Below are 22306 nucleotides of genomic sequence, written 5' to 3' on the forward strand. Positions count from 1 at the left end.
ACCAACGCTCTTGGCGGACCGTGGGGACCGGCACGTGAGCGTGACCGACGTTTTCGCGCGGCGGGCGACGCTTCGCCGGTCGCTGCGGCTGCTGTCCGAGTTCCGCCACGAACGCTCCGACCCGGCGCGCTTCTACCGCGCCCTGGCGGCCGACACCGCCGCGATGGTGACCGACCTGTGGAGCGGAAGCCATGGTGAACCGCCGGTGGGCCGCACGCTGCTCGACGTCGGCGGCGGCCCGGGGTATTTCGCGGCGGCCTTCGCCGATGCCGGTGTCCGCTACCTCGGCGTGGAGCCCGACCCGAGCGAGATGCACGCGGCCGGACCGGTTTTGGCGCGCGAGCCGGGCGCGTTCGTCCGCGCCTCGGGCATGGCGCTGCCGTTCGCCGACGATTCGGTGGACATCTGCCTGTCGTCCAACGTGGCCGAACACGTGCCGCGGCCCTGGCAGCTCGGCGGCGAGATGCTGCGGGTCACCAGGCCGGGCGGGCTGGCCGTGCTGTCCTACACCGTGTGGCTCGGCCCGTTCGGCGGCCACGAGATGGGCCTGACCCACTACCTCGGCGGCGCCCGCGCCGCCGAGCGCTACGCCCGCAGGCACGGTCATCCGGCCAAAAACAACTACGGGTCGTCGTTGTTCGCGGTGTCGGCCGCCGAGGGGCTGGACTGGGCTGCGAACACGGGCGCGCTCGTCGCGGCATTTCCCCGCTACCACCCGCGATGGGCGTGGTGGCTGACGTCGGTGCCGACGGTGCGCGAGTTCCTGGTGAGCAATCTCGCGCTGGTGCTCGCACCCCGATAATGAAACATGTTCTCGTTTTGTCTCCCCTTGGGTAGGGTGGCGCCATGACCGACCTTAAGACGGAATACGACAAACTTTTCATCGGCGGCAAATGGGCGGAGCCGTCGACCCCCGAAGTCATCGAGGTGCACTGCCCGGCCACCGGCGAGTACGTCGGGAAGGTGCCGCTGGCGGCGGCGGCGGACGTGGACGCGGCGGTCGCGGCGGCCCGCGCCGCCTTCGACAGCGGCCCCTGGCCCACGACGCCGCCGAAGGAACGCGCGGCCGTCATCGCCAAGGCGCTGCAGCTGCTCGAGGAGCGCAAGGAGCAGTTCGCCAAGCTGCTGGCCGACGAGACCGGCCAGCCGCCGATGACCATCGAGACGATGCACTGGATGGGCTCGATGGGGGCGATGAACTTCTTCGCCGGCCCCGCCGTCGACCAGGTCAAGTGGCGGGAGATCCGCAACGGCTCCTACGGGCAGACCATCGTCCACCGCGAGCCGGTCGGCGTCGTCGGCGCGATCGTGGCGTGGAACGTGCCGCTGTTCCTGGCGGTCAACAAGCTGGGGCCGGCGCTGCTGGCCGGCTGCACGGTGGTGCTGAAGCCGGCCGCCGAAACCCCTTTGACCGCAAACGCTTTGGCGCAGGTGTTCGCCGACGCCGGCCTGCCCGAGGGTGTGCTGTCGGTGGTGCCCGGCGGGATCGAGACCGGGCAGGCGCTGACGTCGAACCGGGACGTCGACCTGTTCACGTTCACCGGCAGCTCGGGCGTCGGCAAGGAGATCGGCCGCCGCGCCGCGGAAATGCTCAAGCCGTGCACCCTGGAGCTCGGCGGGAAATCGGCCGCCATCGTCCTCGAGGACGTCGACCTGGCCTCAGCTATCCCGATGATGGTGTTCGCCGGGATCATGAACACCGGACAGGCCTGTGTGGGCCAGACCCGCATCCTGGCGCCGCGCTCGCGCTACGACGAAATCGTGGACGCGGTAAGCGCTTTCGTGCAGGCGCTGCCGGTCGGCCCCCCGTCGGACCCGGCCGCCCAGATCGGCTCCCTGATCTCGGAGAAGCAACGCGCCCGGGTCGAGGGCTACATCGCCAAGGGCATCGAGGAGGGCGCGCGGCTGGTGTGCGGCGGCGGCCGCCCCGAGGGGCTGGACAACGGATTCTTCGTGCAGCCAACGGTTTTCGCCGACGTCGACAACAAGATGACGATCGCCCAGGAGGAGATCTTCGGGCCGGTGCTGAGCATCATCCCCTATGACACCGAAGAGGACGCGATCAAGATCGCCAACGACTCGGAGTACGGCCTGGCCGGCAGCGTGTGGACCACCAACGTGCCGCGCGGCATCGAGATCTCCGAGAAGATCCGCACCGGGACATACGCAATCAACTGGTACGCCTTCGATCCCTGCTGTCCATTCGGCGGCTACAAGAACTCCGGCATCGGCCGCGAGAACGGGCCGGAGGGCGTCGAGCACTTCACCCAGCAGAAGAGCGTGCTGATGCCGATGGGCTACGCCGTCGACAGTTAGCGGCCCTGGAATCGGGCCTGCCGTCGCTCGATGAACGATTGCACGCCCTCGGCGGCGTCCTCGCTGGCGAACAGCGCGGTCACCTCGGGCTGCAGCCGCTCGATGGCAGCAGCCTCGCCTTCTCCGCGGGCCAGGTGGGCCGACGCCAGCGTGGCCCGCACGCCCAACGGAGCCGCGCGCTCGGCGATGGTGTGCGCGATCTCGCGTGCCCGGGCCAGCGCCGCCGCCGCGTCGTCGGCCAACTCCTGCACCAGGCCGATGCGGTGCGCCTCGGCGGCGTCGAACTCGTCGCCGGTCAGCAGCCAGCGCATGGCGTTGCCCCACCCGGCGTCGCGCGGAAGACGGATTGTCGCTCCGCCGAACGGGTAGATGCCCCGCTGCACCTCGAGCTGAGTGAATCGGGTACCGGCCGCCGCGACGCGGATGTCGGCGGCCAGCAGCAACTCGATGCCCAACGTCATGCACCAGCCATGCGCGACCGCGACCAGCGGTGTGGTCCACGGACCGTCCAGACGCCAGGGGTCCCGGCCGTCGTCGGGCATGAGATCCTGCCCGCCCGCGACGGCGGGGCCGACGTCGACGAGGTCCAGACCGGCGGTGAAGTGGTCGCCGTGCGCGAACAGCACGCCGGCCCGTAGCGAGTCATCGGATTCCAGCAGCGCATACGCACGCGACAGGTCGGCGAGCATCGCCCGGTCGAACGCGTTGCGCTTGTGCGGCCGGTTCAGGCCGATGAGCAGGAGATGTCCATCGCGCTCGAGGGACACGGTGTCCAGGTTCGGAAGCGCCATCGACACAGTGAATCGCAGCCTTCGTAAATATGCAAAGGAGCATAGAAACCGAATCGTTACGTTCTCGCTGACCAGGACCCTTGACGGCCCACATACGCCATTTGTGGTGTTGATCGACTTAGTTAGGGAATAAAACTTGCTTACTCGACCGATGTCCCATATGGTCCACAGCATAATCATGGGCCGCACACAGGCCGGGAGAAAAAATGTGGATCATCGAGCTCAACGTCGCTGGCTATCAGTTCACCCGGGAGATGCCCGACTTGAAGCGCCGTCCCTTCCGCTTCAGCCCGCGTAATATGCACTGGCCGGTACTGCGGCACTCACACGCTGCATGACGCCAGCCCCGGGAGGTACGACAGTGCCGAGTGGCACCGACGCTAAGGCGGAATCCACGCCGACGAAGCGCTGCGATACTCGCAAAAAGATGCTGGTCAGCGCCGCCGAGGTGATGCGCGAGCGCGGGGCCGCCGGGGTGACCATCGATGAGGTGCTCGCTCGCAGCGGCGCGCCGCGCGGCTCGGTGTACTACCACTTTCCCGACGGGCGCAATCAGATTCTGACCGAGGCGCTGAGGTACTCCGGTGACTCCATCACCGCCATGATCGACGACGCGGCCGGCTGGGGCGCCAGGGCGCTGCTGCGCGAGTTCGTCGAGTTCTGGGAACGCCTGCTGACAGGGGGCGACTTTACCGCCGGCTGCCCCGTGGTCGCGGCGGCGATCGGCTCGGACGAGGCCGAGCCCAAGCTCTCCGCCGAGGCCGGTGGCATCCTGGGCCGCTGGTGTATCGCATTGACACGGGCGTTCACCAACGACGGCTTCGACGACGCCGATGCCGCATCGCTGGCGGTCATGTCGATCGCCGCCCTCGAAGGCGCCGTCGTGCTTTCCCGCTCGACGCGCAGCACCGGCCCGCTGCACCAGGTAGGCGAGCAACTCGAGTTCCTCATCAAGGCAAGGGAATTCGTGGTTCGCAACAAGATCGCGCAATAGCCCACCGAGCTGCGGCCGGCGACCTGGCGATAACCGGATATGCGCGCCCGGAAGCGCGTACGATCTGACTCCTACTGACCGGCTCGACGATCGCACCTGCGCTGGACGACCGCCGGTCGTATGCGCCGTCGGGAGGTGCGAAATGTCGTTTGTTTTGACCGTGCCGGACCTGGTTTCAACCGCCGCCACGGATTTGGCGGGCATTGGTTCGACCCTCAGCCAGGCCAACTCGGCCGCCGCGGCCCAAACCACGCAAATTTTGACGGCGGGCGCCGATGAGGTGTCGGCGGCCGTGGCGGCTCTGTTTGGCTCACACGCCCAGGCATATCAGGCCGTGAGCGCCCGAGCGGCGGCATTCCATCAGCAGTTCGTCCAGGCCCTGAACGCGGGTGCGGGCGCGTACGCGAGCGCCGAAGCGGCCAACGCCGCGGCTACGGCCAGCCCGTGGCAGATGCTGCAGCAAGAGATCCTCAACGCGATCAACACGCCAACCGAACTGCTGTTGCAACGGCCGCTGATCGGCAACGGGACCAACGGGGCCCCGGGGACCGGCCAGAACGGCGGGGCTGGCGGCATCCTCTGGGGCAACGGCGGCAACGGTGCATCCGGCGGCGATAACCAGTCCGGCGGCAACGGCGGGGCCGCCGGACTAATCGGCAACGGCGGAAACGGCGGTGCCGCCGGTGTGTTCTTTTCCGGCTCCGGCCCAGCCAACGGCGGGGCGGGCGGCGCCGGAGGACTGTTAGTCGGCAACGGCGGCGCCGGCGGGGCCGGCGGGCCATGGCGCGGCGTCGCCGGCGGTGTCGCGGGCACCGGCGGCGCCGGCGGTGATGCGATCGGATTGTTCGGTAACGGCGGCGCCGCTGGCGTCGGCGGCGCGGCGCCGAGCGGAAGCACCGGCGGCGCCGGGGGACAGGGCGGCCACGGCGGCCTGATCAACGGCGCCGGCGGTGCCGGCGGCGCCGCCGGGTCCGGCCCGGCGGGCAATGTCGGGGGGAACGGCGGGGCCGGGGGGCTGCTGAGCGGCGACGGCGGTCGCGGCGGCGACGGCAGTGGCAGCCAGAGCGGCGGTAGCGGCGGGAACGGCGGGGCGCTGTTCGGCGACGGCGGTCGCGGCGGCGACGGCGGACAAACGAGCAGTGGTGACGGCGGCGCCGGCGGCGCCGGCGGCAACGCGATAGGGCTGTTCGGCAACGGCGGGAGCGGCGGCGATGGGGGGCAAGCCGCCGCCGGCCATGGCGGTACCGGCGGCGCCGGCGGCAACGCCATGGGGCTTTTCGGCCATGGCGGCGACGCCGGCGCTGGCGGCAGCGGAGAGCTCAACAGCGTCGGCGGCCACGGCGGCAGTGCCGCCCTGATCGGACGCGGCGGCAACGGCGGCAGCGCCGGGACCGCTGACCATGACGCCGGTGGCCCGTCGCAAGGCGGAGACGGCGGGAATGCCGGGCTGATCGGCAATGGCGGCGCCGGCGGCAGCCCGTACTTCGCCGACGGCACCATAGGGCAAGGCGGCAACGGCGGGTTGCTGCTCGGGGTGCCCGGACCGAACGGGCAACTGCCCTAGCCGGCCGCGGCGGCGACAACAGCTCTGGATCGTCGACCGGCTCGAAATCCTCATCAAGGCAAAGGAATTCGTCCACCGTAACGGACCCGCCGGACCAGCATCAGCGATAGCCCGCAATCCGTTCTGCCGGCCCGAAAAACCTGAGGCGGCGCCAGGCGCCACACCGGAAGTATGCGGTACATGTGCGGTTGCGGTGGAAAATGCTGGCGTTGCTGGATCTTCAGTATGCACTCGCGACAATTACGGTACTATTTGGTGCTTAACCTGGCGCTCGACAATCCTCTCGGTCTGGGCGACCGCAGGGCCGAAAGGCGCGGTGGAAGGTGCGAATATGTCATTCCTGATCGCGCAGCCCGACCTGGTGGCGGTTGCCGCCACGGATTTGGCAACTATCGGTTCGACAGTCAGCGAGGCCAATGCGGCCGCAGCGTCCTCCACAACGGAGGTGGTGGCCGCGGGCGCCGACGAGGTATCGGCGGCTTTGGCGGCCCTCTTTGCTGCGCATGGCCAGGGGTTTCAGGCCCTGAGCGCCCAAGCGTCGACGTTTCATCAGCAGTTCGTGCAGGCCCTGAGCGCAGGCGCGGGCGCCTATGCCAGCACCGAGGCGGCCAACGCCGCGACCACAGCTAATCCGTGGCAGGTCCTGCAGCAGGACGCGCTCAACGCAATCAACACGCCGACCGAAATGCTCCTGCAGCGCCCGCTGATCGGCAACGGCACCAACGGGTTGCCGGGCAGCGGCCAAAACGGCGGGGCCGGCGGACTTCTGTGGGGCAACGGCGGCAACGGCGGATCCGGCGCGGCGAACTCACCCGGCGGCAACGGGGGGGCCGCTGGGCTGTTCGGCAATGGCGGCGTTGGGGGCACCGGCGGGTTGAGCACCACCGCCGGGGTTGCCGCCGGAAACGGCGGCGCGGGCGGCACCGGCGGGCTGTTGTTCGGCAGCGGCGGCGCGGGCGGCACCGGCGGGTCGTACAACAACAGCACAATGTTCGGTGCCGCCGGAGCCGGTGGCGCCGGCGGTGACGCCATCGGGTTGTTCGGCAGCGGCGGCGCCGGTGGGAAGGGCGGCCTCGGCAATGTCCCCCTCGTCTTCGCAGGCGGCATCGCGGGCGCGGGCGGTCAGGGCGGCCACGGCGGCCTGCTGCACGGCAACGGCGGCGTCGGCGGAAACGCCGGGGACGGGTCCTTCGGCGCGGTCGGCGGCAACGGCGGTGCCGGTGGGCTGCTCAGCGGTGACGGCGGCGCCGGCGGTGTGGGCGACGGTAACCAGAGCGGCGGCACGGGCGGGAACGCGGGCCTGATCGGCAACGGCGGCGCCGGCGGCAACGGCACCGGCTTCAGCGGTGGTGGCACCGGCGGTCCCGGCGGCGCCGGCGGAAACGGCGGGATGTTGTTGGGCGACGGCGGCAACGGCGGCAACGGGGGGCAATCCACCTCCGGGAGGGGCGGCGCGGGCGGTGCTGGCGGCAACGCGGTGGGGCTATTCGGCAACGGCGGCGACGGCGGCGAGGCTGGCCAAACCAATGCGGCCATCACCGGCGCCACCGGTGGTCACGGCGGCAATGGCGCCATCCTGATCGGCAACGGCGGCAGCGGCGGCAGCGCCGGAACCGGCCCCCAACTGGGTAATGGCGGCGACGGCGGCAACGCGCAGCTGATCGGCAACGGGGGCGCCGGCGGAAACAGCTTCGGTGCGGGGAGCACCGTCGGTGTGGGAGGGGCCGGTGGGCTGTTGCTCGGAATCCCCGGTACCGACGGGCAAACCGGCACTTAGCCGAGCCCGGGCCGTAACACGTCAGTCGCTGGCCGGCAGCGGCTTGACCTCTTTGAGCTGCAGCGCGGTCGCACCGATGCTCAGGCTTCCCGCACCCGGCTTGGTCACCAGCACCTCGGCGCCGGTCTCGTCGACGTAGCGCTTGCCCATCACGGTGCCGTCGGCGAAGTCCGGGTCGGGCTCGCCGGACCGCTCGCCCCCGATCGGCACCATCGGCGCGCCACCGCAGCGCAGGTCGTCGAGGCTGTCGGCGCTGCGGACCACGATGACCTGGGTGTCACACACCTGGCTGGCGAGGCGGGTTCCGTTCTTGATCATGTACCTAATTCCTTTGGCGTCCTTGTAGCTGTTCGACTATCTCGCGGCGAAGCACCTTGCCGGTAGGCGTGGTCGGCAGCTCGTCGCGGAACACTACCCGGTCGGGGGTTCGCGACCCCCGCAAACTCTTGCGGACGTGCTCGCGGAGTTCCTCGGGGTCGGGATCGATGCCGGCGGCGGGCACCACCACGGCGACGATCGCCTGGCCCCACTGCGGATCGTCGACGCCGACCACGGCGACGTCGTGCACGTGGGAGTGCTCGATGAGCACCTCCTCCAGCTCGGCGGGCGCGATGTTCTCGCCGCCGCGGATGATCGTGTCGTCGCTGCGGCCACCGATGAACAGGTAGCCGTCCTCGTCGAGCAGGGCGATGTCGCGGGTCGGAAACCAGCCGTCCTCGTCGAGCACCGAGCCGATCCCGGTGTAGCGGCCGGACACCTGCTCGCCGCGCACGAACAACTCCCCGCTCTCCCCCGGGCCGAGGACCCTGCCGTCGCCGTCGCGGATCTGCAGTTCGATGCCGGGCACCGGCTGTCCGACCGATCCCAGCCGCCTGACGGCGTGGGGGGCCGATGCGGAATGCGCCTCGCGATGGTCGTCCGGGGTCAGCACCGCGATCGTCGAGCTGGTCTCGGTCAGTCCGTAGGCGTTGACGAAGCCGACGTGCGGCAGCAGCTCGAGCGCGCGGCGCACCAGCGGCAGGCCCACCCTCGAACCGCCGTAGGCCAGGTTGCGCAACGACGGCAGCTCGTGACCGCCGGACTCCAGCGCGGTGACGATGCGGTCGAGCATGGTCGGCACCACCGTCGCGGTGGTCACCCGCTCGTCGTTGACCAGCCGCACCCACTCGTCGGCGTCAAAGTTGGCCAGGTACACCATCTTTCGGCCCGCGTACAGGTTCGACAGCGCCGCGCCGACCCCGGCGATGTGGTAGGGCGGCACGCAGATCAGCGCGGCGTCGGCGGGTGCGGCCGACTCGAACTCGACCGTCCCGGTGACATAACTGGTCAGGTTGTTGTGCGACAGTTCGACGGCCTTGGGCTGCGAGGTCGTGCCCGACGTGAACAGCACCACCGCCACCGACTCCGGGTCCGGGAATTCGCTTGTCGGCTCGCTGCCGCGCGCGGCCGCCAGGAACTCGTCGGACACCATCACCCGGCCGGACGCGTCCCCGAACATGTCCCGGTAGCGGCCGTCGACGACCACGAGGGGTTCGGGCAACCGCTCGATGAGCGCCCGGATGCCGTCGGCGGAGAGCCGGTAATTGAGCGGGGTGAAGGCCAGCCCGGCGCGCGCGCTCGCGAAGATCAGCAGCGGAAGCATGGCGCCGCCGACGCCCACGTAGGCCACGTGCTTGGCGCCGGACGCCGCGATGACGCCGGCCGCGCCGTCGGCGAGGTCGCTGAGCTGCTGCGTCGTCAGCCGCAGGTCCCCGTCGACGAGCGCGGTGCGCCCGGGGTTGCCCGACGCGGCCATCTCCAGAAGCAAAGAAATGCTCATCCTCGATCTTCCTGGATCCCCACGCTTTTACAGCCTTACGCCTTTACAAATGTTAGTCACAGTGTAACCCGTGGGTTGGCTCGTCACGTGCCCGTCCAGCGCGGCGGGCGCTTTTCGGCGAAGGCGATCGCGCCCTCTTTCGCGTCGTTGGACACGAAGACCGGAGCCAGGATCTTGTTCTGCTCCGCCCACATCGACTCCGGGGTCCAGCCGCGGGACTCGACGACGATCCGCTTGGTGGCGGCGACCGCGAGCGGGCCGTTCGCGGCGATCTTCCCGGCCAGCGCGATCGCGGCCTCCAGCGCCTTGCCCGGCTCGGCCAGGACGTTGACCATCCCCAGTTCGTGGGCGCGCTCGGCGGAAAGGTTTTCACCCGTGAGCGCCAACTCCATCGCGATGGCCGACGGGATGCGCTCGGGCAGCCGCAGCAATCCGCCACCGCCGGCCACCAGACCGCGCTTGACCTCGGGGATTCCGAAGGCCGCGTCCGTGGAGGCCACGATCAGGTCGGTGGCGAGGGCCAGCTCGGTGCCGCCGGCCAGCGCGAAGCCCTCCACCGCCGCGATGAGGGGCTTGACGGGCGGACGTTCGGTGAAGCCCATGCCGCGGCCCTCGACGATGGGCACCTCGCCCCGCGCGAACGCCTTCAGGTCCATCCCCGCGCAGAACGAGCCGCCGGCGCCGGTCAGGACTCCCACGGACAGGCCGGTGTCGCCGTCGAGCCGATCCATGGCATCGGCCAGGCCCCTGCTGACCGCGGCGTTGACCGCGTTCTTGGCCTTCGGCCGGTTGATGGTGATGATCAGGATCCGGTCCCGTTGTTCGACCAGGACTTCGGGTTCGGAATCGGTGGCCTCTTCGTTCCCAGTGCTCACGGTGCCGCACAGCTCCTTCGGGTAGGGGTGGCTGCTTATCCGACCGATGGTAGCGGTCGACGGAAATGGCATTGGCACCAGCCGAGAGTCCCGTTTCCGGGGCAGCCCTCAGGCCGGCGCCATCGCCGCCTCGACGACCGTCAGCTCGTCGGAAAGCCCTGCGGCCCTGCGTATCTCGATGAAGTCGGCGACCATGGCCTCCGTCACCTCGTGCGGGTCCTTCAGCGTGGCGCCGTCGGACAGCACCGAGATGTTGATCTGGTCGACGTAACTCCACACGGTGATGTTGAGGCCGCTGCCGGCGGTCAGCGGCCCGACCGAGTAGATCTCGGTGACCAGCGCCCCGCCGACCCGGCCGCGCTCGCGGGGGCCGGGAACGTTCGAGATGTTCAGGTTCAGGATCTTGTTGTGCCCGTCGCGGCCGGCTGCCCACCGGAAGAAGGCCTGGGTGGGCGCGGGCGGCATGTAGGCCGCCCACCGGCTGACCAGCTCCGGCCCCATCAGCTGGTGACTTTCCTTGGCGGAGATGGCGTTGTCGTGGCTGCACTGCACCCGCTCCAGCGGGTCGTCCGAATCGGTCGGGAGCGCCACCAGCATGCCCGTGAAGCGGTTTCCGGAGATCCGCTCGGGCGAGAAGTCGAAACTCACCGGCACCGAAGCGAGCAGGGGTTCGGCCTTGCCGTCGTAGCGCAGCAACAAGGTGCGCAGCGCGCCGCTCGACATGGCGAGCACCATGTCGTTGATCGTCGCCCCGAGCCGCTTGCCGGTTTCCTTGACGTCGGCCAGCGCCAGCGTCGCGGTGGCGAACCTGCGTTCGGCGGTGATCATGTGGTTCATGAAGGTCGGCGGCGGCTCGAACGGCCGGGTCAGTTCCGGGGACAGCGGGCGCGAGCTGCGGCGCACCCGGCCCAGCCCCTGCGCGGTGTAGCGGATCGTCGCCGGGATTCGGGCGGCGTGGCGCAGGTGATCGGCGAATGCCGAACTCATCAGCTGCCGGGTGGTGGGCGGCGGGTCGCACATGTACGCGCCGCCCTCCGGGCCGGGCTGCAGGTCCATACCGCGGGCCATCAGGTTCGCCGAGGCGACGCCGTCGGCGAGCGCATGGTGGATCTTGCCGACCACCGCGATCCGTTGGTCGGCCAGCCCCTCGACGAAGTACATCTCCCACAGCGGGCGTTCGCGGTCCAGTGGGGTGCTGGCGATCCGCCCGATCGCCTCGTCCAACTCCCGGCGGCCGCCGGGGGCGGGCAGCCGCCACGGGCGGATGTGGTAGTCGAGGTCGAGCTCGCAGTGCTCCCGCCACATCGGATGGTGCAACTTGAACGGGATCTCGACGAGCTGGTAGCAGAACGGCTCGAGCTTGTTCAGCCGGCCGCCGATCACCTGCCGGAAGGCGTCGATGTCGAAGTCCCGCCGGTCCGGCGCGAGTTCGATCACGGCGGCTTTGATGGTGTGCATGTGCACGTTCGGCGTCTCGCTGTACAGCAGTACCGCGTCCCAGCCGCTGAGCCTCTTCACCGCTGCCCCTTCCCCATAGGAGGACATTACCCAGCGGCGGGAGCTCAGATAACCTCTTTCGCGCCGATCTGTGTTTTGGTGCGGTAGACCTGGTTGAGGAAAAGCGACGCGGCGTGCGCCGCCGCGCCGGCCCGCTCCCCGTCGATGAGGTCGTACCCGTGGCCCGCGCCGGGCAACTCCAGGTAGCCGACCATCGAATGCGAGACGGCGCGGAGCCGCTCGACGAAGCTCCGGGCCTGCTCGACCGGGATGACGCTGTCCTTGCTGCCGTGAATCACCAAGAACGGCGGCGCATTTCGATGCACTCGCGCGATCGGCGACGCGTCGCGGAACACCTCGGGGTGCCGGGCGATCGACTTCTTGACCACCACCCGCTCCAGGAAGTCGACGAACCGGGCGCGCTCCGGAGTGGAGCGGTCCTCCCAGTCGTAGCGGCCGTAGATCCCGACCACGGCATCCACCGAACTGTCGGCGCCCTCGGGCAACTCGGCCAGGTGCGCGGGGTCGTCGGGGGCCAGCCCGGCCAGCGCGGACAGGTGCCCGCCGGCCGAACAGCCGGCCACCGCAACGAAATTGCGATCGCCGCCGAACTTGTCGACGTTGGCGCGCGCCCACGCGATGGCGATCTTGACGTCGGTGATGTGGCGCGGCCAGCGATGGTGCGGCGCGACGCGGTAGTCGATCGCCAGGCACACCCATCCCTGCTCGGCCAGCCGGGACATCAGCGCGGAGCCCTGCCCCATGCACCTGCCGTGCACCCAGGCGCCGCCCGGGACGAAGATCAGGACGGGCGCGGGTTGCGCGGGGAGGTCCTTGCGGCGCCACACGTCGAGCACCTGCGCCGGGCTGTTCCCGTAGTGGACGCCGCGGCGGTACAGGTAGCGGCGCTGACGCATCGCGTCCCAGATCGGTGGCGTCCGCTCCGCGGCGGGCCATTCGAGTTCGAGGTCGGCGGCCGCCACGACACCGCGCAGCGCCGCCAGCGAGACCTCCCGGGTGCTGTCCCGGTCCCGGCGCCGCGCGTCGGTGCTGCCGGGGGTCAGCAGATCCTTCGTCATCGAGGACAGCGCCTCTGGTGCATGACGGGCGCCCCACACGCTCATCGCGGTCAGCGCGCCCAGCGGCTCCAGCCGCTTGCCCACGACCGGCAGCGAAGCGCCGGCCACGCTCAACGCCAGCATGTAGTCGGCGGGACCGGCCCGCAGCAACCACTTCACGCAGGGCGTCATGCGGGGTCCCCTCGCAGTCATGTACGGACTGTACCCCCGGGCGGACGGCTGAAACTGACGTTTGCGTTAGAGAGCGTGGCCCCACGGGCGCGCGGTTTGCTGCCTTCCGCGCTCACCCAGCACCGACCGCTTGACCCTATTTGCCGGTAGCGCGCCGACGCGCCACGGCAAGTCGCGCGGCATAGCAGATGGCGCTGACTGCGAACATTCCCGCGGTGAGCAGCAGCCACCTGCCCAGGAACGGCTGCTGGGTCTGCCCGGTGGCCGCCTGGTAAGTGGCCGCGCCCTGTTGGATGATGCCCGGAAGAAAGACCAGCAGCGTCAGCCCGGCGCCCAGCGCCGGTACCCGAATGTAGTTGCGCGCGCTCACTTTTGGCCGACCCGACCGGCCAATGCGCAGGGACAGCAACCGGTCGGCCAGCGCGTAGAGCGGAAAGAGCAGCAGGTCGTGGGCGATCACCGCGGCGGCCAGCCAGACCGCGATCGACTGCCAGCAGGCGCCGGAGTCCCACAGCGTGGCAGGCTTGAAGGTGGCCAGAACGTAGCCCAGCAGCGCGAAGCCGGTCAGCATCGTCAGCAGATGTAGCGGGCGGGAGCCGTAAAACGCCGCGAAACGCGTTGGCAATCCAGGCATCTCAGCTCGGCTCGAACTCGATGGCGGTCACCCATTTGGTGTTGTGCACGCCGGGCAGCGCGGGAACGATGATCCGGGCCGGGTAGCCGTGATCCGCCGACAGGTCGGCGCCGTTGACCCGCAGCGCCAGCAGGGCGTCCGGATCGCCGATCTGGTTGGCCTGCAACGTCGCCGCGCCAAACGCCCCGCCCCGCTGCAGCGACGTGACACGGGCCGCGCGGGGCGCGGGCACCCCGGCCCGCCGGGCCAGCTCGGCCAGCCGGACCCCGCTCCAGGTCTGCACCGTGGACCAGCCCTCGACGCACGCGATCGGCAGTCGCGCCCCGTGTTGCGGCATGCCGGCCAGCGCGGCCCGGTCCAGCACCACCTCCGAGGGCCCGCCCCGCAGGGTCAACCGCCAACTCGCGCCGACGCTTTCGGGCGCGATCCCGGCGGCGGCGGCGGTCTTGTTGACCGGGAAATCGCCGCGCCCGCGCGGCAGGAGCAGCGCGGCGCGACGGGACACGCCGCCGAGCGTCTGGCCCGCGCTCAGCACGCCGATGAGCAGCGCGCCGGCGCCGACCAGCGCCAGGGCGCCGCGCCGGCTCATCGTCGGTTCGGCCGGATCGGCCGCCACCAGCCCGTCGGGGTCGGGCGGTTCCGGACGGGTATCACTTCGATTGGTGCGCAACACTTCTCGCAGCGACATCGACCGCAGCCCGGTGATCATGCGCGGAATCTTGAGCGCGATGTGCATCAGAAAACCGGCGATCATGACCCAGGCCCCGAAATAATGGCCGGTGTAGAAGCTGAACCCGAAGATGTAGTCGTACTGGATGTTGAGCACCCCGGTGACGATTTCGAACAGCACGCCACCGACCAGCATCAGCAACGACAGTCGCTCCAGCAGCTGGGCGATGGAGCGGGCCGGCGGCCACACGAACAGCTTCGGTATCACCGACCACAGCTTGGCCAGCACCACCGGGATGATCACCAGGCCGAGCCCCACGTGCAGGCCCTGGGTCAGCCGGTACAGCCACGACGGGCGGGTCGGCCAGGCGAAGGCGGGCAGCCGCAGCCAGCCGACTCCCGCCGGGATGGCCTGTCCCAGTTGCGGCGCATAGGCGATGTAGGACAGCAGCCCGGTGACGATGACGATCGGCAGCGCGACGAGCAGCACCAGCCCGAACACCGACGTCAGCCATGGGCCGCGCAGCGGGCTGCGAAAGCGACTCAGCCGCCGCACGCCCGGCGGTGGGTGGCGGTCGAGCGCACGCCATAGGCCGGCCGGAAACCCGTAGCCGCTCACAGGGCGGTCAGGCTCGCGACGACCCGGCCGCCGATCAGCCGGACGCCGGTCAGCGTCAGACCCACCTGCGCGGCCAGGGTGGCGGCGCTGTCCACGCCGACCGATGCCCACCGGAACCAGGGCCCGACGTCGCGGGCCGTCTCCAGCCGCACCCAGCGCGGACGGATGCCGATGGCCTCGGTCTCGAACTCGGCGACGCAACGCCCGCCGCGCCCCAACAGCTCGGCGGCGCGGGCCAGGATCCGGCGGGGGTCGCCGCCGAGGCCGACGTTGCCGTCGACCAGCAGGACCGTCTGCCAGCTACCTATTCCGGGCAGCGGCTCGAACACGTCACCCAGCAGCGCCGGCGCCCCGCCGCGACCGGCCAGCCGGATCGCCGTCGCGGACCGATCGATGCCCAGCGCGGGTATCCCCCGGCGGATCAGCTTGGCGACCAACCGGCCGGGCCCGCAGCCCAGCTCGATCGTCGGGCCGGTGCACATCTGCGTCACGGCTTCGTCGAACACGTCGTCGACGGCGTCGCGGGGCCTGCTGTCCGGACGTCGATCGCCCAGCCAGCGGTGCGCCGGCAGGGGGCGAACCTCGCCGTCCTCGTGCCGGACCCAACACCTCTCGCCACCGAGCGCCCGATCGTAGAGATGCCCCAGCATGTCACGCCTCTCGCATCGTGCACGGCCGGGCGGCCCGGACGCGCCTCTGCCCCGGTGGGGGTGTTTACGCGAATGCATCGCCGGCACGCTGATGTACACGGAGTACGCCGGCATTTCGATCAACCGGATTCCTACCCCGATCTCCGATCGGCGAACCCAGCGGTCCACGGGATTTATTCGGCGCCGAAACCGGCCCGGATGGATACTGAATCGGTGCCGAACAGCGACATTCGAAACAGTGACGTTCACCCCGACCTGCGCCGGATCGCCCGCATCGCCCCGCGGCACCTCATCGGCCCCCGCACCCTGCCGCTGATGCGGTCCCTGAGCGCCGTGACCGGCCGCCGGCGCAAACCCGGCCCATCCGATGTCGAGGTGATCACGTTGGCATCGGGGGCCGGCGTCCGGCTCTTTCGCCCCGTCGGCGCGACCGAACCGACCCCGGGGCTGGTGTGGATCCATGGCGGCGGATACCTGATCGGCACCGCGCGGCAGGACGACTGGGGTTGTCGCCGGTTCAGCTCCAGGCTGGGCATGACCGTCGCGTCGGTGGAATATCGCCTGGCGCCCGAACATCCGTATCCCGCGCCGCTGGAAGACTGCTATTCGGCGCTCACCTGGCTGGCCGGCCTGCCCGCGGTGGACCGGGATCGCATAGCGATCGGCGGCGCCAGCGCCGGCGGCGGCCTCGCGGCGGCGCTGGCCCTGTTGGCGCGGGACCGCGGCGAGGTAAGTCCCGTGATCCAGATGTTGGCGTACCCGATGCTGGACGACCGCAGTTCGGCCACCGCGGCGAGCCCGAACCACCGGCTGTGGAGCACGCGCAGCAATCACTTCGGCTGGAAGGCCTATCTGGGCGGCGCCGACCCACAGGTCGCGGTGCCGGCCCGCCGCGGCGACCTCAGCGGACTGCCGCCGGCGTGGATCGGAGTCGGGACGCACGACCTGTTCCACGACGAGGACCTGGCCTACGCCCGGCGCCTGATCGACGCGGGGGTGCCGTGCCACCTGGAGGTGGTTCCCGGCGCCTTCCACGGCTTCGACGCGGTGGCGCGGAAAGCACCGGTGTCGCGGCGGTTTTTCGAGAGCCAGTGCGACAGTTTGCGCGCCGCGCTCGACCCGGTCGCCTGAGCGCGGGTCACATCGCGAAGTACGCCAGCTCGCCACCGACGACGGTGGCCGCCACCATGCCGGCTTCCAGCTCGGCCAGCACCGTCGCCGGTGGCTCGGTCAGCACGCACAGGTCCCCCGGCTGCCCGGGCTCGACGGTCCGCGCCCGGCCCGGCTGATCCGGCCGGCCCAGAAACATCGTCAGAGCCGTGAGCGCCGAAACACATTCGTTCGGGTTGAGGACGGCGCCGCTGGGCGTGGTGCGGTAGACCGCGGCGCGCATCGCCGTCCACGGGTCGCCGTGGCCGAACGGCATGTCGGTCGACAGCGCCACCGGCACCGCCGCGTCCAGCAGGGAGGCGACGCGCCAGAGCTGGCCGTGCTCGGCGGCGGGGACGTCGGCGAGGTAGTGGTCGCCGCGCTCGGCGACGAAGTTAGGCTGCGTCACGACCGTGATTTGCAGGTCGGCCAGGTCGGCCAGGTTCTCCGGGGGCACCACGGCGGCGTGTTCGATGCGATCCCGCGGATGGCTGCCGGCCGCGCGCAGGGCCGCGATGGTGACCACCAGCTGGGCGGCGGTCACGCAGTGCACGGCGACCGGTCGGCCGTCGCCGTGCTGGCCGGCGATCCAGGCCGTCAGGGAGTCCAGGTCGAGGCGGTCGTCCTGCAGGATCTTCTTGCCCGGCGACAGGAAGCTCGGCCGCGGCCGGAACTCGCCGCGCCGGTGTGACACCAGCAGCGCGACCATGTCGGCGGCGGCGAGGTCGGGGGTCGCGTCGGTGACGCCGGTGACGCCGGTCGCGGTGATGCGGCGGCTGAGTTCCGCGAGGTCGGTTTCGCGCTGCTGCAGGGCGTCCGACCAGCCGCGGTCGGCGCTGCGCAGCCGCCCGTCGGGGTGTTCGGGCAGGCCGACCCGGCCCAGCGCCTCGGAGTTGAGGATCCACAGCGCGCCGCTGCGGTGCTGAATGCGCACGGGAACGTCGCGCACCAGGGCATCCAGAGCCGTCCGGTCCAGCTCCCCGGCGACCGACTCGTGATAGCCGACGGCGCGAATCCACCCGTCGGGACCGGGCGTGGCATTCGAGAGCAATTGCGCCAGTTGCTCTTTGGTGGTGACCCCGGGCGGCCCGACGAGAAACGAGTCCAAGGCCGAAGCCGCCGAGCGCACGTGCACGTGATGGTCGTGGAGGCCGGGCAGGACGGATCCGCCGCCGGCGTAGAGCACGCCCTCCCCGCGCCCGGCGACCAGGCCGTCACCCACCTCGTCGATCTGCGCACCGACCCGGATGTCGACCGTCCTGCCGTCCAGCAAGGTTGCCCGGTGAATCAGCATGACAGGCAACGTCTTTCGGAGACCAACCGGCGCACGGCGTCGTTGTCGGCGCCGAGTTCGGCCGCGCGGGCGCGGTGTGGCGGCGCCTGCGGTGGCGGGGCCGGGTGCTGCGCGACCGACGCGACCGTGGGCAGCGCCGCATACCTCGCGGCGACGGCGGCCATCGTCACGTGGATCAAGTCGCCGCCGCCGCGGCCCAGCGATTCGGCCGCCGCCTGGGCCGCCTCCAGGCCCGCGAGCGGGTCGGCGATGGCGTCGCCGCAGAACACCGGCCCGTCCAGACCGGCCGCGCCGGAGGCGCCCACCAGGCCGCCGCCCACTGCCGCGTCATCCCCGAACGCCGGTCTCGAGTCGTCGTATCCGTTGACCCGCAGCCAGATTCGGCCCGCCCTCGGCGCCACGTGCTCGGGTCCCAGCCCCCGCCGCGTCAGCGCCGCGGGCCGCGAGCCCTCGATCACCACGTCGGCGACGGCGAGCAGCTCGCGCAGCTCGCCGACTTGGGCGTCGAAATCAACGCAGTAGGAGAGCTTTTCGGAGTTGATCCAGTCGAAGAAGGCGGGGTTGCCGCCGCGCGTGCCGTCCGGGCGGCGCGGGCTTTCCACCTTGACGACGGTGGCCCCGGCGCGCGCCAGCAGTTGCCCGCACAGCGGCCCGGCCCACATCGACGACAGGTCGGCCACCAGGAGGCCGGCCGGGTCGTGCGGGGCCGCCCGGGGGCCGATCCGCTGGACGCGCGGCTTCTGGGGCGCGGCCTCGCCGAGGCCCGCCGCGGGGATGTCGAGCAGGCCCGCCCGCCCGATGATCGCCGCCACCGGATGCGTTGCGGCCCAACGCTGCAGCGCCGGCCACGGATCGCTGCGCGCCTCGTCGGCCTCCAGGAGTGCCGGGACGGCGGCGACGTCGTCGGGGCGCGACAGCGTGATCGCACACCAGCCGTCGGCCGCGGCCAGCAACCGGGTGGCGCCACCGGCGGACACCCTGCCCCCGCGCGTCAGCCCCAGCAGCGCGGCGCGCCCGGCCAGCAGGGCGGCCGCGTCGACGGCGATGCCCAGCCGGTCGCCCACCGCCGCGGCCACCCGCTCGGCGCGGGCCAGCACGTTCGCGCGGGAGAAGTCGGGCGGGCCATCCGGCATGCCCGTCAGGTAGGCCAGCCCGCTGCTGCCCCACCTGGTTGACGCCGTCACCACCCTATTGTGCGCGTGCGACGACTCAGAAATGCAGCGCGCTGAACCGCCAGTCCAGCACCGGCCGGTCGGGCTCGCCCGCCGCGCCGTCGGCCGCTCCGCCAGTCTTAAAGACCAGCGACCGCAGCCCCAGCACCCCGCCCTGGGCGGTCGGCCGGGCGGACTCGACGTGCAGTTCGCTGTACAGGGTGTCGCCCTCGTGGACCGGGCCGGTGTGGTCGCAGGACTCCCAACCCAGGACCGTCACCAGATTGGGCAGCAGCCTGCCGGCCTGCGCGAGCGCCAGCCCGATGGTGTGCCCGCCGTACACCAGCCGGCGCCCGCCGACGCGCGAATCATGGTGTGTCGCAGCGATGTTCAGCGTGAGTCGGGCGAGTTCCGGTGCACCGCTGACCACGTCACCGGTGCTGCGCAGCACCGCGCCCGCGAGGCCGGCGTGGAAATGCGGACCCGGCACCTTCGTCCGGAACACCTCGGCGTCCCAGTGCGCGGTCGGATCGTGCGCCGGGCCCGGCACGCCGGCGCCGACGGCCGACAGATCGTCGCCGGGCGCCCGGTCGGGATTGAAGTCCGGCCCGGCCGGCAGCATGGCGCACCGGTAGAAGTCGAGGACCAGCCGGTCGGCCTGGTCGATGGTGATCATCCGCAGCGCCGCCATCCCCGTCGGCGCCCGGCCCGGCTTCGGCGAATTCGCCCGCAGCCCAACCACTTCGGTGCGCGTATAGATGGTGTCGCCGACGACGGGAAAGCGGTGAAACACCAGCCCCCGGTAGAACAGGTTGGCTTTCACGCGCTGGGTGACCAGCGTCGACTGGCCGATCGCCACGTCACAGACCAGCCCCGGGTGGGCCAGCGGCCCCGGCTCGCCCGTCACCGCGGTGCACAGCACGCCGTCCAGCGCCAGCCGCAGCCGGTCCCCCAGGATCGCCTGGTGGGCGGCGGCCAGCCCCGACGACAGCGTCATCGCCGGCGCCCAGTCGAAGACCCGGCCCACAAAGAGATCGTCGAAGTAGGGGCCGCCCTCGCGGACCCCCGCGTACCCGTCACTCGTCACAACGCCACATGCTGGCAGGCTGTCGAATCGGGGGTCAACGGCGGGAGGTGGTCTGGGGTGAACGACGAAGAGGACATGCTGGTCGCCACGGTGCGGGCGTTCATCGACCGCGACGTCAAGCCCGGCGTCCGCGAGCTCGAGCACGCCAATGCCTACCCCGAGGCGTGGATCGAGCAGATGAAGCGGATCGGCATCTACGGCCTGGCCATTCCCGAGGAATACGGCGGGTCGCCGGTGTCGATGCCGTGTTATGCGCGCGTCACCGAGGAGCTGGCCCGCGGCTGGATGAGCCTGGCCGGTGCCATGGGCGGGCACACCGTGGTGGCCAAGCTGCTGACGCTGTTCGGCACTGACGAGCAGAAGCGCGCGTACCTGCCACCGATGGCCGGCGGCCGGCTGCGCGCCACCATGGCGCTGACCGAGCCGGGCGGCGGGTCGGATCTGCAGAACATGACGACCACCGCGCTTGCCGACGGCTCGGGCGAGTTGCGGATCAACGGTTCCAAGACCTGGATCAGCAACGCGCGCCGGGCCGGCCTGATCGCGCTGCTGTGCAAGACCGACCCCGGCGCGACGCCGCGTCACCAGGGCATCTCGATCGTGCTCGTCGAGCACGGGCCGGGGCTGACGGTGTCGCGGGACCTGCCCAAGCTGGGCTACAAGGGCGTCGAGTCCTGCGAGCTGTCGTTCGACGACTTCCGCGCGCCGGAGTCCGCGGTTCTGGGCGGCCGGATGGGCCAGGGCTTCGCCCAGATGATGAAGGGGCTGGAGACTGGCCGCATCCAGGTGGCCGCCCGGGCGCTGGGCGTGGCGACCGCGGCGCTCGAGGACGCGCTGGCCTATGCGCAGCAGCGGGAGAGCTTCGGGCGCCCGATCTGGAAGCATCAGGCGATAGGCAATTACCTGGCCGACATGGCGACCAGGCTCACGGCCGCCCGTCAGCTCACCCGCTATGCCGCCGAGCGCTACGACAGCGGCGAACGCTGCGACATGGAGGCCGGGATGGCCAAGCTGTTCGCCTCCGAGGCCGCAATGGAGATCGCCCTGAACGCCGTCCGCATCCACGGCGGCTACGGCTATTCCACCGAATACGACGTCGAGCGCTACTTCCGCGACGCGCCGCTGATGATCGTCGGGGAAGGCACCAACGAGATCCAGCGCAACGTGATCGCCGCGCAACTGGTTGCCCGGGGCGGGATTTCCTACTAAAGGCCCTGGGCGCCCGCGTAAGTCGCGTCCGCCAGCCCCCATGCCCGCGCGGTACCGGCATCGATCGTGTGCCCGGACAGCACCAGATACGCCGTGCGCCAGCGCCCGATTCGCCGGGTGACGCTGACGGTTCCGCCGGCGCCGGGGATCAGGCCGAGGCCCAGCTCGGGTAGCCCGAACAGCGAATCCTCTTGCGCCTCAACCCATCCGCAGAAGGCTGCCATCTCCAATCCGCTGCCCACCACCCGGCCGTGCACTTCGGCGCGGCACGCCCGGCCGAGCCGGGCGGTCAGCGCGTCGAGCGCCAGTGCGGGGCTGTGCCGGGTGCGGGCCAGGTGCGCGCTCGCGGGGTCGGCGAAGGTGCCGAATTCCGCGAGGTCTCCGCCGCTGCAGAACGACGGGCCGTTGCCGCTCAACACGATCCCGGTCACCGACGGGTCAAGCTGCGCGACGGTCAGCGCCTCGAGCAGCGCGGCCCGCGCGTCGGTGGAGAACGCGTTATGACGTTGCGGCCGGTTGAATGTGATGCGCAGCGTGTCGCCGTCGCGGCGCGCCAGCACCGGGTCGGCGAGGTCGGGCGTGCCGGCCGGGCCGCGTTCGGCTAGCCAGCGCGCGAACTCCGGGCCGGCCTGCAGAGTCGAGTAGGCCAACGACTCGGTCACCACCCCGGCCAGCGCCGGGCCCGCGGGGTCGACGGCGCGCAGCACGTCGTCGCACACGCCGCTGGCGTGCGGCCACCGTTGACAGCGCCGCGTCAGCTCGGCCAGGGCGTCGGCGACCGAGCCGACCGTGACCGCCCTGCGATCGGCACAAGGGTCCTCGGTCAGCGTGAAAGTCGCTGCATCCAGCCAGTATCCGGCTGCGGCAATGTCCTCGGCGGTACCGACGGCGACAATCACGCCGGGTGGTGACGCGACGCCCGCGTCACCCTCGCTACCGACGTCGACCACCCGCAGCATGG

At 71.0% G+C, this 22306-nt stretch carries 20 protein-coding genes; 7 read left to right on the top strand and 13 right to left on the bottom strand.

All coding sequences use genetic code 11. From position 1 onward, the window contains the following. The first annotated feature begins 34 nt into the window (after nt 1–34). Complete coding sequence (locus tag VMD50_RS05500; protein WP_325425638.1) at nt 35–802, top strand: class I SAM-dependent methyltransferase; 768 nt, start codon at nt 35–37, stop codon at nt 800–802. Nucleotides 803–846: 44 nt separating this feature from the next. Beyond that, nucleotides 847–2316: an aldehyde dehydrogenase gene (locus VMD50_RS05505; protein WP_325425640.1), complete on the top strand. Its 1470-nt coding sequence runs from the start codon at nt 847–849 to the stop codon at nt 2314–2316. Here the strand turns inward: VMD50_RS05505 and VMD50_RS05510 are convergent. Then, complete coding sequence (locus tag VMD50_RS05510; protein WP_325425641.1) at nt 2313–3107, bottom strand: crotonase/enoyl-CoA hydratase family protein; 795 nt, start codon at nt 3105–3107, stop codon at nt 2313–2315. The two genes, VMD50_RS05505 and VMD50_RS05510, sit on opposite strands and share 4 nt — an antisense overlap. A gap of 334 nt (nt 3108–3441) precedes the next feature. On the opposite strand from VMD50_RS05510, the gene VMD50_RS05515 reads away from it, so the two are divergent. The 3 genes from VMD50_RS05515 (at nt 3442) to VMD50_RS05525 (ending at nt 7442) form a co-directional block, all read left to right on the top strand. Further along, nucleotides 3442–4101 carry a TetR/AcrR family transcriptional regulator gene (locus VMD50_RS05515; RefSeq protein ID WP_475446747.1) on the top strand — a complete coding sequence of 220 codons (660 nt, stop codon included), beginning with the start codon at nt 3442–3444 and terminating at the stop codon, nt 4099–4101. Nucleotides 4102–4243: 142 nt separating this feature from the next. Then, nucleotides 4244–5665: a PE family protein gene (locus VMD50_RS05520; protein ID WP_325425644.1), complete on the top strand. Its 1422-nt coding sequence runs from the start codon at nt 4244–4246 to the stop codon at nt 5663–5665. Between the two features lie 331 nt (nt 5666–5996). Next, complete coding sequence (locus VMD50_RS05525; protein WP_325425646.1) at nt 5997–7442, top strand: PE family protein; 1446 nt, start codon at nt 5997–5999, stop codon at nt 7440–7442. Between the two features lie 21 nt (nt 7443–7463). Here the strand turns inward: VMD50_RS05525 and VMD50_RS05530 are convergent, their stop codons facing one another. The 8 genes from VMD50_RS05530 to VMD50_RS05565 form a co-directional block, all read right to left on the bottom strand. After that, a complete protein-coding gene (locus VMD50_RS05530; protein WP_325425647.1) occupies nt 7464–7760 on the bottom strand; it encodes a hypothetical protein in 297 nt (98 codons plus the stop codon). Between the two features lie 4 nt (nt 7761–7764). Then, nucleotides 7765–9261, bottom strand: coding sequence for a class I adenylate-forming enzyme family protein (locus VMD50_RS05535; RefSeq protein ID WP_325425649.1), 1497 nt, complete (start codon nt 9259–9261; stop codon nt 7765–7767). A gap of 83 nt (nt 9262–9344) precedes the next feature. Continuing rightward, complete coding sequence (locus VMD50_RS05540; RefSeq protein ID WP_325425651.1) at nt 9345–10136, bottom strand: crotonase/enoyl-CoA hydratase family protein; 792 nt, start codon at nt 10134–10136, stop codon at nt 9345–9347. A gap of 108 nt (nt 10137–10244) precedes the next feature. Further along, complete coding sequence (locus tag VMD50_RS05545; protein ID WP_325425653.1) at nt 10245–11654, bottom strand: WS/DGAT/MGAT family O-acyltransferase; 1410 nt, start codon at nt 11652–11654, stop codon at nt 10245–10247. A 44-nt stretch (nt 11655–11698) separates the two neighbouring features. Beyond that, the gene (locus VMD50_RS05550) at nt 11699–12904 is read right to left on the bottom strand and encodes an alpha/beta hydrolase (protein WP_325425655.1); all 1206 of its coding nucleotides are present in this window, start codon (nt 12902–12904) and stop codon (nt 11699–11701) included. 115 nt (nt 12905–13019) lie between these two features. Further along, the gene (locus VMD50_RS05555; RefSeq protein ID WP_325425657.1) at nt 13020–13517 is read right to left on the bottom strand and encodes a hypothetical protein; all 498 of its coding nucleotides are present in this window, start codon (nt 13515–13517) and stop codon (nt 13020–13022) included. 1 nt (nt 13518) lies between these two features. Continuing rightward, nucleotides 13519–14805, bottom strand: a complete 1287-nt coding sequence (locus tag VMD50_RS05560; protein ID WP_325425659.1) for a molybdopterin-dependent oxidoreductase — start codon at nt 14803–14805, stop codon at nt 13519–13521. Further along, complete coding sequence (locus VMD50_RS05565; protein ID WP_325425661.1) at nt 14802–15455, bottom strand: class I SAM-dependent methyltransferase; 654 nt, start codon at nt 15453–15455, stop codon at nt 14802–14804. The genes VMD50_RS05560 and VMD50_RS05565 overlap by 4 nt, the downstream gene beginning before the upstream one ends. A gap of 228 nt (nt 15456–15683) precedes the next feature. Between VMD50_RS05565 and VMD50_RS05570 the strand changes: the two genes are divergently transcribed. Further along, nucleotides 15684–16586, top strand: a complete 903-nt coding sequence (locus tag VMD50_RS05570; RefSeq protein ID WP_325425693.1) for an alpha/beta hydrolase — start codon at nt 15684–15686, stop codon at nt 16584–16586. Between the two features lie 7 nt (nt 16587–16593). Here the strand turns inward: VMD50_RS05570 and VMD50_RS05575 are convergent, their stop codons facing one another. From VMD50_RS05575 to VMD50_RS05585, 3 genes are all read right to left on the bottom strand, one after another. After that, the gene (locus VMD50_RS05575) at nt 16594–17898 is read right to left on the bottom strand and encodes an amidohydrolase family protein (protein WP_325425662.1); all 1305 of its coding nucleotides are present in this window, start codon (nt 17896–17898) and stop codon (nt 16594–16596) included. After that, a complete protein-coding gene (locus VMD50_RS05580; RefSeq protein WP_414686008.1) occupies nt 17892–19031 on the bottom strand; it encodes a CoA transferase in 1140 nt (379 codons plus the stop codon). The genes VMD50_RS05575 and VMD50_RS05580 overlap by 7 nt, the downstream gene beginning before the upstream one ends. Nucleotides 19032–19107: 76 nt before the next feature. Then, nucleotides 19108–20136 carry a MaoC family dehydratase gene (locus tag VMD50_RS05585; protein ID WP_325425666.1) on the bottom strand — a complete coding sequence of 343 codons (1029 nt, stop codon included), beginning with the start codon at nt 20134–20136 and terminating at the stop codon, nt 19108–19110. Nucleotides 20137–20193: 57 nt separating this feature from the next. Here VMD50_RS05585 and VMD50_RS05590 point away from each other — a divergent pair, with 57 nt between their 5' ends. Then, nucleotides 20194–21345, top strand: a complete 1152-nt coding sequence (locus VMD50_RS05590) for an acyl-CoA dehydrogenase family protein (RefSeq protein WP_325425668.1) — start codon at nt 20194–20196, stop codon at nt 21343–21345. Here the strand turns inward: VMD50_RS05590 and VMD50_RS05595 are convergent. Continuing rightward, nucleotides 21342–22304, bottom strand: coding sequence for an enoyl-CoA hydratase/isomerase family protein (locus VMD50_RS05595; protein WP_325425670.1), 963 nt, complete (start codon nt 22302–22304; stop codon nt 21342–21344). The genes VMD50_RS05590 and VMD50_RS05595 overlap by 4 nt on opposite strands. Nucleotides 22305–22306 lie beyond the last annotated feature (2 nt).

It is taken from the genome of Mycobacterium sp., assembly GCF_035506235.1.
In the GTDB taxonomy this organism is placed as follows: Bacteria; Actinomycetota; Actinomycetes; order Mycobacteriales; family Mycobacteriaceae; genus Mycobacterium.